The following is a 13879-nucleotide window of genomic DNA, read 5'->3' on the forward strand; positions in this document are numbered from 1 at the left end:
AAATGCCTATGTAATGATACTTTTACTGCGGTTAAAGGAACTCTTCTCCACCACCGCCGCCAAGCATGATTTCACCACTATCGGATAATCGTCTGGCAATCGATAAAATTTCTTTTTGTGCCACTTCCACTTCACTAATACGAATCGGCCCCATTGCTTCAAGATCGTCACGCAATAATTCAGCTGCACGTTTGGACATGTTACCTAAAATTTTCTCTTTTAAGGCTTCATCGGCACCTTTTAGTGCTTTCATTAATATGTCTTGCTGAACCTCACGTAAAAGCGCTTGAATACCTCGGTCGTCGACATCAATGAGATTTTCGAATACGAACATCATATCCTGGATCTGCTGGGCCATTTCTTCGTCAGACTCACGCATGGTTTCCATAATCTGACTTTCTACCCCTGTATCAAGGTAGTTCATAATGTTGGCTGCAGCTTTTAAGCCACCCATTTTGGCTGCCTGTGCACCGCCCTGACCAGCAAATTGTTTCTCCATGATATCGTTTAATTCTTGTAATGCCGCAGGCTGCACTTCTTCAAGGTTTGCAATTCGCATCATTAAATCAAGTCGGGTATTTTCAGGGAATTGGCTAAAAATCTCTGCGGCTTGATCCGGTTCTAAATAAGATAAAACAATGGTTTGAATTTGTGGATGCTCATTTTGAATAATGGTGGCAACTTGGCGTGCATCCATCCATTTCAATGAGTCAAGACCTTTGGCACCACTGCCCATAATAATTTGTTCAATCAAATTACCCGCTTTATCTTCGCCCAGTGCCGCGGTTAATGCTTTTCGCACAAACTCTTCACTGTTAAAGCCTATTGAGGAAAACTTTTGAATGTCATCTAAAAAAAGCTTGTGCACGCCAATCACTTTCTCTTGACCAAAATCTTGCATTGCCGCCATAGACATACCAACTTTTTGCACTTGTTTAGGTTCAAGGTGCTTTAAAATTGACGCGGCATCGGCTTCGCTCAAACTCAGCAACAGAATAGCCGTTTTTTCAATCCCAGATAAAGACTCAGGATCAAAGGCGCCTTTTTCAGCTTTTTCTACTTTGTCTACTTTTTCATTAGCCATTGTCTTGTAACCAGTTTTTAACTACTTGAGTGGATAATTCAGGTTCATTTGCAACAAGTGCACGAATCGCCTTAATCATATCATCATCTTTATGTAAGTTAGGGATAAGAATTGAACCGTCATCAGCATAACTGTATTCGGCTTCTTTACTGTTGAGCATTCCCAAGGTATCCGCAGCATATTGATCTTCAATCTCTGCGAGCTCATGCCCTAGACGCACATCTTCAGGCATATTAACACCATCAGGATTAATAAGGCGTTTAAGCATTGGACGTACAACCGTTAATATCAGTACCAAGACAACTAAGGCTCCTAGCACTAACTTGATAGCTCGCCAAAACCAAGGTTGTTCCCACATATCAGGTTCAGGTAATTCTTCCATCAACTGATCCATGAAGGGTACGGTAACAACCTCTAATGCATCACCACGTTGGCTACTAAAACCAACCGCGCCTTCTAATAAACGTCGAATGTTTGTCAGTTCTTGTTCCGTACGTGGTACTCGCGTAACAACACCGTCTTCACCTGCGGGGCCTGGTTTAAAATCTAGTGCAACAGAAACACTGACTCTACGCACTTGACCAACCTGCTGACGCGTATGGCTAATGGTTGTGTCATGATCAAAGTTACGAGTGGCTTCGCGATGAGTATCAGAAGATTTCGTGGTTTCAGATGCGCCACCAGCTTCCATCGGTATGTCTGCATCCATTGGAGGTTGATTAGTAAGTGCGCCAGGAATACCGCCTGTACTGCCACCCGAAGAGTTACTTTCAATGGTCATTTCACTTCTTAGTGCAGGTAAATCTGGGTCAAAACGTTTTGATGTTTGTTCTACGGCAGTAAAGTCCATATTCACATCAACTTGCGAGGTATAATTTTCAGGGCCAAGAATAGGCATTAAAATTGAGTCAATTTTTTTACGGTATTCAGCTTCTTTTTGTTGCACTATTTCTAATTCACGGCGCGCACGAGCTGATGCGCCATCTTGACTGCCTGAATTTAATAAACGTCCATTTGAGTCTGTCACTGTTACGCGTGCAGGCTCTAACCCTTGAACTGCGGAACCAACGATATCAACAATAGCATCAATTTCTTCTTGTCCTAAACCGCCTCGACGTAAGCTTACAACCACGGTAGCACTTGGCTTTGATGCATTTCGAGCAAACACATTTTCTTTTGGTAGCGCCAGAATAACTTTAGCGCGGCTAATACTTTTTAACTCTTCAATCGTGCGGGCAAGATTTAATTCTTGGCTATGTTTTAAGCGCGCTTGTTCCATGCGTTGGCTAACGCCAAAGCCGCTGTCTTTACTTAAGTAATCATCATTTTGGGTACTGCTTTCGATACCCGCTCTGCTAAGCAACAATTTCACATCTTGATACTGATCTTCTGGAACCTTAACGACATCAACATTGATTTCGTATTTGATTTTGTTTTTATCTAAAACGTCCAAAACTTGGATCATTTCAGAGGTTTCCATCTTACCCAGTGGACGGTATTCAGGTTCCTGCGCCCACATCATGATAATAACAGCTAGCGCTAAACACACCGCCAACGCCAAGATCATGGTCACCTGACGCATCATATCTGCACCGCCCATATTGCTCAGCAAGCCAGATTTATTCTCTTGCTGAATGCCGCCATCAAGTGCCGCATCTGAACCTACCATTATGTCTGTGCTCACAATATGCCCCTACTATTATTCTTTTTCATCAGCGAACCGGTGTTTGCCACCCGTTAAACCGGCATGCTCATAATTTCTTTATAAGCTTCAACCAGTTTATTTCTCACTTGAACGGTTGCTTCAAATGCCACGCCCGATTTTTCTCGGGCAATGACCGTATCAGACAAGGTCACGGTTGAATCGCCCATGTCTAAACGAGTCGCTAAATTTGATGATGTTTGCTGCAAGCCACTAACATGCCCCACAGCTTGTGAGAGCAGTTGGCCAAAATCAGCACCGCTGGTGTTATTAATTTGCTGAGTTAAATTAGGACGAATGATCGAGTCCATACTCGAAGCATTAGATGGTGTAATCGCGCCACGAAGCGACTGCATTTCTTGAAGTAATGGATTGGCGTTAATCTGCATGCTGTACTCCCATTCGTCGATTATTTGACGATAACTAGATCTGTTAATAGGGATAAAGCAAGTTGAGTGCCAATATGAAGAATAAAGCAAAAAAGCTACCTTTTACGTGTAGCTTTGTTGATAAAACAATAGAGTTGCGGATTAATCGAACAGTTTTGATGCTTATGCAGGTAACTGGATCCCCGCATCACGCATTTTAGCCATTTTGTAGCGAAGTGTTCTGGCACTGATGCCTAATTTTTCTGCGACAAGTTTTCGACTACCATTACATTGATTAAGCGTTTCAAGAATAATGACATGTTCTTGTGCTTGTAATTCACCGCCTAGCCCTTCATTTTCCGTGGTTTTTTCAGTATGTTGAGCATCTAGATGCATACTGACATCAGCAGAATCGATAATGATATCTTGTTCACAAATCTCACCTCCAGCATGTAAAATTAAGGCGCGTTGAATGACATTATCAAGTTCCCGCACATTTCCTGGCCAGCGATGCGCCAGCAACCGACGCGTCGCTACCTCACCTAATGAAGGAACAGGTTTGATATTAAATGCCTTGGCATGTTTCACTAACAGGTGTCTGGCCAAGGGTAAAATATCAGCTGGCCGTTGATTTAGCGCTGGCCAAGTAAGCGGAAACACATTAATACGATAATATAAATCTTCCCTAAATTCACCAGTACTGGCAATGGCTTTTAAGTCTCTGTTCGAAGTAGCTAAGACTCTAACATCAAGTTTTATGGTTTTACGACCACCTAAACGTTCCACTTCTCGCTCTTGCAACACTCGAAGTAACTTAGCTTGCAAACCTAATTCCATTTCCGAAATTTCATCAAGCAATAGTGTCCCACCCTGAGCTTGCTCAAATTTGCCAGGACAAGCTTGGTATGCTCCGGTAAACGCGCCTTTTTCATAACCGAATAAAGTAGCTTCGAGCATGTTTTCAGGAATTGCGGCACAATTAATCGCAATAAACGGTTCATCTTTACGGCTACTATGCTGATGAATATATCGTGCTAGCACTTCTTTACCTGAGCCACTCGGCCCCATGATCATGACTGAAGCATCTGAGTTTGCAACTCGCTGGGCTAATGCCAATAATGCTAAGCTTTTCTCATCAGCCACTACAGGTTGATCGGTATTTTGTTTTTGTGGCAAGTATCTTGATACTTGATTTAATAATACTTCTGGTGCAAAAGGTTTCGCTAAATAATCTACGGCACCTAATTTTATAGCACTCACGGCACTGTCGATGGTTGCATAGGCTGTCATGAGCAATAACGGTAACTTCGGCTGAGCCTGCTGTAAATAATTTAATAAACCTATGCCGCCAATCCCTTCCATTTGCACATCACTGATCACCAAATCAAAATGATTCGCCTTTAGGGCGATTATCGCTTCTTCAGCACTGCCGACATCAACACATTCATAATGGGCTAACAGTAAGGTATCGAGTAATGCTTCACGTAAATCAGCATCATCTTCAACTAACAGCAATTTTGCTTCAGACATGATTAATCTCCTGAGCGTTAGCCTCTGCATCAACCACTTTTGACATAGGAAAACTTAACCTCACCTGGCAACCCATTTGTGGCTTACAGGATAATTGAATTTTACCGCCATGATTGCGTACAACAGACTGCACAACAGCCAACCCTAAACCTGTACCCTGCGCTTTTGTGGTAAAAAACGGCTCTAGTACCTGTTGCTGGGTTTTAGGGTCAAGGCCTTTACCATTATCGATAACATCTAAAATAACCTGTTCATCATCTTCAAATGCACAAATTTTTATTTTTGTCGCACCAGCTTCGAGGCTGTTCATCACTAAATTATTTACCGCTGAACTCAGTGCATCACCATTTGCTATTAGGCTTGCGTCGGTTAAACACTCTTGAAAAATTTCACACGATTTTCGCTGAGCAATCACTTCACAATTAGCCATTACCACATCGATGATTTGCGCGATTGCAACATTATCAGCTTTCGCATCTTGACGACCTTTGGCCATCAGCAGCATATCGTTGACCTGACGTTCAAGCTCATTAAGACGATCAACCAATTTTGTTTGAAAACGCGTTTTCGAAGGTTCTGCAAGTTTAGGGTTACCTAAATTTGAAGCATAAAGTAATGCCGCTGATAACGGTGTGCGAATTTGATGTGCCAGTGTTGCCACCATTTTACCCAGCGCAGATAAACGCTGTAGATGCGATAAATTTTTCTGGAGTAAGCGGGTTTCTGTTAAATCGGTTAGCACAATTAACTGACCAGGTTCAGGAGTCAATGGCGAGATGGCTAACTTAACTCTGCGGCCATTTTTTAATGACACTTCATGCCCATCATCGTCCTGAGGAGAAAATGCCCGGTTTATGATTTCAAACCAGCGTAGCCCTTGTAAAGGTCGACCAAGTAATTCTGCCGCCATTGGATTAGCTAACGTCACGACACCATCGCCATTAATAATCACCACCCCAGAAGGGAGCGCTTGAAGAATATGCGCCATTTGATTTGACATATTCGCGGCCTCTTGCACTTTGGCAAACTGACCGTAAGTCAATTTACTGTCATGTGGAAACTCAGGAGCGCTATTGACTCGCATTGAGGACACAGCAGAAGATTCCAGCGAAAACATGTTTTGCTGAAAATCTGTTTGATTTTGCTGAGTTATGGCGTGTGCGTTTAGCATAACGACTCCGTCAAAAGAATTACATTTAACGGGTTACTGCATTAAGTGTGCCAAAAAAATAAAGCATATCGAGTCGATATGCTTTAGAAAGTATTATAGGCTAGTTTGAAATAGGCGCTGTTAAATTTTTATTCTTTACTCATGCCATATTTACGCATTTTTTCAACCAAGGTAGTACGACGAATGCCCAGCATTTCAGCGGCTCTTGCTACTACATTGTCTTGCAATTCTAACGCTTGCCTGATCATATCAATTTCTAACTCAGCCAATAAATCTTTAAGATTTACCCCCTCAGGAGGAATCTCTGTCGGAAAGCGAGTTTCGGGAATATCAATCGGCTCATCATCATTAAAAATTGATGCCAAAGCATCCCTTTCTAATTGTTCTTCACTAATTTCGACACAATATTCAGGCACATCTATATGGCGATACTTTTGCGGTAAATCATTTACATCAACTAATCCGCCTGGATACAAAATAGTAAGACGCTCAACTAAATTCGATAATTCACGCACATTACCAGACCAAGCGTGTTCTTTAAGCGATTCGATTGCACGCTGCGTAAACCTTACTTTACCTCGGCCTTCGTTAAATACTCTACTGACCAACTCTTGTAACAGTAGAGGTACGTCGTCACGACGCTCACATAATGCCGGCATTTCGATAGGAAAAACATTCAAACGATAGTACAAATCTTCACGAAACTCATTTTCAGAAATCATGGTTTCTAAATCACGATGGGTAGCGGCAACAACACGCACATCGGTTTGAATGGTTTTACTACCACCCACACGCTCAAATACGCGTTCCTGAAGCACACGCAGCAATTTAACTTGCATTTGCAATGGCATATCACCTATTTCATCCAGAAATAGCGTACCGCCTTCGGCTAATTCAAAGCGACCTTTACGGGAAGATATCGCCCCAGTGAAAGAGCCTTTTTCGTGACCAAACAGCTCACTTTCAAGTAACTCTGGCGGAATAGCGCCACAGTTAACAGGTATAAATGGGCCATCACGGCGCTCAGAAATATAATGAATATTGCGCGCAACCACTTCTTTACCCGTACCAGATTGCCCAAGTACCAGCACTGTCGCATCAGAACTTGCTACTTGGCTGATCAAATGGCGAACATTCGCTATTCCTTGGCTTCGGCCAACAAGACTTCTAAATAACTTAGTTTGATTACCACTGGTAGGAACTTGCTCTTTCTTGGCTAGGCCAAAAACCTGGCAAAAATGTAATAGCTCAGTAAGTTGGGGATAATTGAAAGGTTCTTCGATAACACCCAAAATGTTTGATGTCTCGACCTGAGCATTACCTAACAGCAGCAAAGGTTGCCATGGTGCGATAGTTGCGATGTTTTTGATGCTTTCGGTCACCATACCATCAGATACAAGCACAATGGCACGGTATCGAGACTCTTCAATTAATGGTATTAAGGCGTCAACAGAAACAATGTCACATTGTTCACCTAAGAATTCAAAAATGCAGCACAGGCGTGTTACACGCTCAGAAACGGTACCGACAATTAAGATTCGTTGTTCAATTTGCATCATTTAGGGGCCAAAAGCTTGTTTATAGGTACATATTCCGCTGGAGTTATTAAGATTCTAAGGATTAATCAAAGAATTAAATCATCACATTTGTGATGACTCGTTATATAAAGTCAGCCAAATAAATCACTTTATCAATTTCACGATTACAACTTATCAGTATAAAGATATTTGCGAAGAGTAATATTGTATTAACCAACTTCAAGAAGCAAGTAGAACCATGGTCAAATTAATACTCGCGCTAATTTTAGAGTATAATCGCTTATTTTGCATGCAACTATCACATTTTTATCTAAAATTTCTCACCAGCATCATAATCTCAGATTTTTATAACGTTAGCTAGTTTCATGCTCCGTATGAGTGCATTTTGCTATTACAAACAAGAAACAGATAGAAGCGACTTGAAAATACACATTAATATAAAAGCAGAAAGCGCTAATTAGTGTTGACTAATTAGCGCTTTAACATCAAAAACTTAAAGCGGCTAGCTTGCTTCTGAGGTCATGTGATGCTTATCTTGTGGAATGGCATCCCACCCTTCTTTAATCGTTTTCAAAATAGCTGTGACATCATCAACAGCTTGAACATCGTTATTGATATTAGCTTCGGATAGTCTTACCAACATAAAGTCATATAAACGACTTAAGTTGACTGAAATTTCACCACCTTCATCCATATTTAAACTGTTATTTAAACCATTAATCAAACCAATTGACTTTCCAATTAAAATGCCTTTTTTCTCAAGGTCACTATGCTCAATAGCATAACGACATTGAGCCAAGCGCTCAAGCGTGCCTGCAAACATCATCTGAATAATTTTATGCGGAGAAGCCACTGCTATTTCACTCTCAAGTGAAACTTTTCTGTAAGACTTTAAAGATCCTCTCATAATTACCTACCTGTTTGAATCTACATACTCATACATATTAATTTTTTTCTTAGTAGAGCGCCTAAGACTTAACAACTCTTTACGATTATTCATAATTTTTGCAGATATCAAACTAAATCGATTGGTTAATTCAATTTGCTCACTGATTTCATCACGTAAATTAGTATCAAATGGCAAGCTAGCCAAACGATCAACGTAAACTTGACGCTCTATGACTGCTAATTGCAATAAATGAACCAACTCATCCGTATTTTCATTTTCAGCAGGTATTTTCTCTAAATTTGACAATAATTCAGTTATTCTATCGTTAATCAACTTCAGTTCATCGAACAAAATAACATCCTCTATTCAGCGTAAAATGAATTCTAAACTCAAAAATCTTCAAGAACTAATCTAACGATTAGTTCTTAGATACGGCCCCAGGTAAGGAGTTAAGGCGGTCAACGAGACCGGCACTTTGTTGATTTAATTGAGCGACCACAAGATCCATTGCATTAAACTGCTTTAATAACCTTGATTCTAATTGCGCCATTTTAAGGCTAAATGACTCACGCTGAAGCGTCAGCCTTTTGGTTTCTTCAGTATAAGAGTTTTTCCGATTATCAATCACACCGCCAGTTTTAACATAGTTATTGGCCAGTTCATCGAACCTATTCGCCAAACCAGTACTGGGTGTTGAAAACAAACCTTCAATTGATGACATATTATTGGCAATACTTTCATCAAGTTTAGCTTCATCAATATTCAATTTACCGTAGCGGTCAGTCGATAAACCTATATCGTAAAGCGCCACATTACTGCCATCAACCGAGACCCTTTCACTGACCATGTTTCTTAATTGCGACTCAAGAGAACGTATCATCGAGTCCCCTTGTAACGCAGCAGCCGTTTTCTTATCTGCATCATAAGAGGATAATTTTTCAATGGACGTCAGTAGTGAATTATAGGTTTCAACAAAGCTTTTTAAATTTTCTTTTACCGCTTCATTGTCTTGTTCAACCGTAAGAGTCGAAGTTGAATTTAAATCCGCTTTTGTAAGGTCTAATGTGATTCCGGCAATCGCATCTGTGACAGAATTACTTTGAGACGTTAGTTTTTGGCCATCAACTTCGATAATTGAGTTTTTTGCATCAACTAAGGTATTTAAATTGGTACCATTGAACATATCATTCAAACCAGTACCTGCTATGTCGTTTGCAACAACAGAAATTTGATTATCTAAACCTGTTTTAGCTGAACTAAACACAATTTGACTACCAGCATCGCTTTTAACCACGGTAGCAACAACACCAGAGTTATCTGATGCACTATTAACTTTTGCAGCTATAGCATATAAATCATCTGCGGGATCTACTCCAACAGAGAAGTTTTCACCGTTGATCGAAAAATCTAAACTTCCCTCCCCTACAGCGGCTTTAGGATCAGTAACATGTGCCCCTCCCACCTTGTGAGCTTGGGCAAGCTGCTCGACCTTAATTGAGTAAGAGCCTGACTGAGCAAGACTTGATGCTTTGGCTGTAAAGTATGGGCTATCACCCGTTGAAACCTTACGTTGGCTAAGTAACTCGCCTGACTGCAACTTTTTTGCAGCATCTTGGAAATTTGACAGCGCACTTTTTAAGGTTCCGATAGCGGAAACTTTTGCGTTAATTCTATCTTCGGTTCTGTTGAATATCGCTTCTTTTGGGAGTTTCTCAGCATCAACAAGTACCTTAACAATAGTCGAAATATCTAAGCCTGAGCCTATTCCTGTCGCTGTTAATGCCATACAACCTCCAAAGCTTAATTCAACAAAATTACATATTTAATAAGCGTAAACTTTACACTTCAATTTTCATTAAAATTCCAGAGACTTCGCTTAACTTCTCCGCAAGTTGAAGAGCTTCCTCACTTGGAATTTGACGAATAATATCACCAGAGTCAATATCTTGCACTTTAATCACTTGTTTTCCTGACTCTTCATCAACAGAAAACTTCAATCCTTTTTGCATCATAGCAACCATATCCGTTAACTCTTTAGCGACAATATCTAAAGATTCATTTTTATTTTGGTTTGCAGTTGCAGTTTCATCTGACAATTTTACCGCTTGAATTGGTGAAACTCGGTCTAATTCTACTTGGCTAGTATTTATCGCTTTAGTATTTAAAGGAACACTATTTAAATCAGATTTTGTCGTTTCAGCTCTGGCAATAAAACTTGCACTATTGCTTGTTTGAATTTCCATGATCCACCTCAACTTACATCGTTCTTGCAGCCAGTCCATTGTTTAAACAGATATATCTATGAGACAACAAAGGGAGAAACGCAAGCGAATCTCCCTATTAATACTGACAGACTTATCTTATATTATAGTAAAGATAACGCGACTTGCGGTAACTGATTAGCCTGAGCTAACATCGCAGAACCCGTTTGCTGAAGTACCTGGTTCTTTGTCATCGCTGATGTTTCTTTGGCGAAATCGACATCTACAATACGAGATTTAGCATCTGCAACGTTTGCTTGAGTATTGGCACTGTTGCTGATGTTATGGCTTAGACGGTTTTGAATCGCACCTAAGTCCGCACGTTGAGTGTCGATATTCTTAATCGCAGCGTCGATTTTACCTAGCGCAGCGTTACGGCCAGTTGATGTAGCAACTGAAAGTGAACCAACAGATAATGTACCCGCATCAGTTTTCTTCACTTTAATCGTGACATCTTCACCTTCCTGATGTCCAACCTGGAATTTAGAACCCGCAGAGAAAGTACCAGTCATTAGTTTGGTATTACCAAACGCTGTAGTTGAGCCGATAGCGGTAATTTCTAATGCTAATTGATCCATCTCAGCTTTTAACGCACCTAAATCGTCAGTACTGTTTGCACCGTTTTCAGCTTGGATTGCTAAGTCACGCATACGTTGCAGCATGTTAGTTTGTTCTTGCATTGCGCCTTCAGCAATCTGTGCAATTGAAATTGCATCGTTTGCATTTCGCATACCGACCTCTAAACCACGAACCTGAGAGTTTAATCGGTTAGAAATAGCCAGACCTGCCGCATCGTCTTTTGCGCTGTTAATACGCAAACCACTTGACAAACGTTCCATAGAAGTCGCAAGTGCACCAGAAGATGAATTCAAATTTTTCTGTGCTTTTAATGATGTAACATTAGTGTTTACTGTGATAGCCATGATTGCTTCCTCATATTTATTCTGACTTGAGATATGCCTGTTTGCTTTGCTCAAGTCAGACAGGTCTTGCTCGTTACAATATATGTAACGGCAAGTCATTTTTATTCTTTAGTCTTTTTTTGACTTTTTTTTGTTCAAAGTCGATTGAATAAAAAAATTTCTGGGAAAACAATATTTAACAGAATAATAAATTTTTAAAGAATCAGCTGTACAGAAGCTATTTAGAGGCTTTCACAAACAAAATCAGCCTCTATGTAGAGGCTGATTAATATCTATTTATCAAATTATCCTAATAGAGATAATGCAACTTGAGGTAATTGGTTCGCTTGTGCAAGCATTGCTGAACCTGTTTGCTGCAGAACCTGGTTCTTAGTCATAGTTGAGGTTTCTTTTGCAAAATCCACATCTACGATACGGCTTTTCGCATCTGCAACGTTAGCTTGGGTATTAGCACTGTTAGCAATGTTATGTGCTAAACGGTTTTGCACCGCACCTAATGCTGCGCGTTGGGTGTCAATTTTATTAATTGCACTGTCAATTTTACCTAAAGCAGAATTACGACCCGCTGATGTCAATACAGTTAACGCCCCAACCGAAAGTGAACTTGCATTGTTGGTGTTCACTTTAACAGTGACATCCTCGCCCTCTTGATGACCGACTTGGAATAATTTACCGCCAGAGAAGCCACCTGTCATTAATTTGGTGTTACCAAAAGCCGTACTGTTACCAATCGCAGTGATCTCTGTTGCTAGCTGATCCATCTCAGCTTTTAACGCAATTAAATCGTCAGCGCTGTTTGCACCATTTTCAGATTGGATGGTCAAGTCGCGCATACGTTGCAACATGTTGGTTTGCTCTTGCATCGCACCTTCTGCGATTTGTGCAATCGAAATGGCATCATTCGCATTACGCATACCGACTTCTAAACCACGAACTTGAGAATTCAAGCGGTTAGAAATTGCTAAACCAGCAGCATCATCTTTAGCACTGTTAATACGTAAACCACTGGATAAACGTTCCATTGACGTATTCAATGCACCGGTTGACATGTTTAAGTTTTTTTGCGCCTTCATCGAAGTTACGTTTGTGTTTACTGTAATAGCCATAAATATTTCCTCATTCCTAGTTTGCTGCCAAGACTTTGGAGCTTGGCTAAATTTTACAATTTAACGATTTCTATAATGGAGCTTTCTAAATGACAACTACTTATAAGTAATCAAACAATGAAAGCGAGCCTACTCTTCCAAAAACACTTGATACTGCATTAAGTGCTAATTGTTGCTTTTCAAATTCAGTGAACGCAGCTGCCATGTCTAAATCTTCTAACTTAGATAACGCACTATTATTAATAATGAGTTCTTCTTCATGGTTGCTAGTGATATTCTCAAGCGCCTTTAAGTTATTACCTGCAATACCTCTTGCAGTACTGACTTGATTTTGACCACTATCAATACTATTCAATAGTTGTGCCAACTTTGATTTCCCTTGAGGGGTATTTGTCGCTTCAGGTGTTTCAAGCAGTTTTATTGCTTGCTGAAGCGAATCTAAAATACTGACTTCAGATTTAGGCTCTAGAGTAAAACTGTCACCGGCAACAGGTGCGCCAGATAATGTCACTTCTATACCATTGAAACTAACAGGGTTATTAGGGTCAAAATTGGGCACTGTTGTAACATTAGTGCCTGATGAATCAGTGACTTGCAAATCTACACCCGTACCGTTTGCGACGAAGCTAAAAGTGTATGTATCTTCAACGTGAGTAGCAGGGTTTACAATGCTTGCTCCAGTAAGTTTGAAATCCCCCTGCTGTGATGCCAAATAGTTGACGTCATAGTCACCAAGTGGATTTTTGGCCGACATAAACGCCGTATCACCGGCAACATTCGTAGCTACATTACTATTTTGCGATACAATACTTTTCCTTACACCAGAATCACCGCTATAAACAATTGCTCCAGCACTATCAAAAGCAAAAGGAGGTTCGTTAGTCTTAAATCCTGCAAACAAGTAATTACCCGATTCATCTTTGGTATTAGCGATCGACATTAACTCTTCAAGGCTTGCCTTCATTTCATCGGCAACCATTTGCCGCTCAACCGAACTCAAACTGCCGTTTGCCCCTCGTAAGAGTTGCTCACGCATGTTGGTGATCAGCGATTCTGCACTGCCAAGTTTGCTTTCAGCCATTGAAAGATGATTTGTTGCATAGTCAATATTTTTGACAAACTGCCCAACCAAGGCATTTTTTTGCTTTAAATTATCAATAACAATTGCAGCTACAGGATCATCGCCTGCGGTATTTACTTTTTTACCTGAATTTAGTTGATCTAAAATTTTATTGGTTGCAGTTTGCTTTTGTAGAATACTGGTCGTGTTTTGATGAAACATTTGCCCGGTAGAAATACGCATAATT

Annotated in this window: 13 protein-coding genes; all 13 read right to left on the minus strand. The window is 40.4% G+C overall.

All coding sequences use genetic code 11. The annotated features are described in order from the left end of the window. Window positions 1-31 precede the first annotated feature (31 nt). The 13 genes from fliG to flgL all read right to left on the minus strand — a co-directional run bounded on the left by fliG (window position 32) and on the right by flgL (window position 13875). A complete protein-coding gene (gene fliG, locus NE535_RS07435) occupies window positions 32-1084 on the minus strand; it encodes a flagellar motor switch protein FliG (protein ID WP_261298021.1) in 1053 nt (350 codons plus the stop codon). Beyond that, window positions 1077-2756, minus strand: coding sequence for a flagellar basal-body MS-ring/collar protein FliF (gene fliF, locus NE535_RS07440; protein ID WP_261298119.1), 1680 nt, complete (start codon window positions 2754-2756; stop codon window positions 1077-1079). Before fliF ends, fliG begins: the two co-directional genes overlap by 8 nt. Window positions 2757-2821: 65 nt before the next feature. After that, window positions 2822-3175 carry a flagellar hook-basal body complex protein FliE gene (gene fliE, locus NE535_RS07445; protein WP_261298022.1) on the minus strand — a complete coding sequence of 118 codons (354 nt, stop codon included), beginning with the start codon at window positions 3173-3175 and terminating at the stop codon, window positions 2822-2824. 162 nt (window positions 3176-3337) lie between these two features. Further along, window positions 3338-4684, minus strand: coding sequence for a sigma-54-dependent transcriptional regulator (locus NE535_RS07450; RefSeq protein ID WP_261298023.1), 1347 nt, complete (start codon window positions 4682-4684; stop codon window positions 3338-3340). After that, window positions 4677-5777 (minus strand): sensor histidine kinase, encoded by a 1101-nt coding sequence (locus NE535_RS07455; protein ID WP_425347449.1) that lies wholly within the window; start codon window positions 5775-5777, stop codon window positions 4677-4679. Before NE535_RS07455 ends, NE535_RS07450 begins: the two co-directional genes overlap by 8 nt. 206 nt (window positions 5778-5983) lie before the next feature. Next, complete coding sequence (locus NE535_RS07460; protein ID WP_261298024.1) at window positions 5984-7414, minus strand: sigma-54 dependent transcriptional regulator; 1431 nt, start codon at window positions 7412-7414, stop codon at window positions 5984-5986. A gap of 481 nt (window positions 7415-7895) precedes the next feature. After that, entirely contained in the window at window positions 7896-8300 is a 405-nt protein-coding gene (fliS, locus tag NE535_RS07465; RefSeq protein ID WP_261298025.1) for a flagellar export chaperone FliS, read from the minus strand. Window positions 8301-8306: 6 nt separating this feature from the next. Continuing rightward, entirely contained in the window at window positions 8307-8633 is a 327-nt protein-coding gene (locus NE535_RS07470; RefSeq protein ID WP_261298026.1) for a hypothetical protein, read from the minus strand. Between the two features lie 67 nt (window positions 8634-8700). Next, window positions 8701-10068, minus strand: coding sequence for a flagellar filament capping protein FliD (gene fliD, locus NE535_RS07475; RefSeq protein ID WP_261298027.1), 1368 nt, complete (start codon window positions 10066-10068; stop codon window positions 8701-8703). A 52-nt stretch (window positions 10069-10120) separates the two neighbouring features. Continuing rightward, on the minus strand, window positions 10121-10525 hold the full coding sequence (locus tag NE535_RS07480) for a flagellar protein FlaG (protein WP_261298028.1): 405 nt from the start codon (window positions 10523-10525) through the stop codon (window positions 10121-10123). Window positions 10526-10647: 122 nt separating this feature from the next. Further along, a complete protein-coding gene (locus tag NE535_RS07485) occupies window positions 10648-11466 on the minus strand; it encodes a flagellin N-terminal helical domain-containing protein (protein ID WP_261298029.1) in 819 nt (272 codons plus the stop codon). Between the two features lie 284 nt (window positions 11467-11750). Next, a complete protein-coding gene (locus NE535_RS07490; RefSeq protein WP_188841106.1) occupies window positions 11751-12572 on the minus strand; it encodes a flagellin N-terminal helical domain-containing protein in 822 nt (273 codons plus the stop codon). A 100-nt stretch (window positions 12573-12672) separates the two neighbouring features. Continuing rightward, a complete protein-coding gene (gene flgL, locus NE535_RS07495; protein ID WP_261298030.1) occupies window positions 12673-13875 on the minus strand; it encodes a flagellar hook-associated protein FlgL in 1203 nt (400 codons plus the stop codon). Window positions 13876-13879 lie beyond the last annotated feature (4 nt).

The organism is Shewanella holmiensis, from assembly GCF_025370255.1.
In the GTDB taxonomy this organism is placed as follows: Bacteria; Pseudomonadota; Gammaproteobacteria; order Enterobacterales; family Shewanellaceae; genus Shewanella; species Shewanella holmiensis.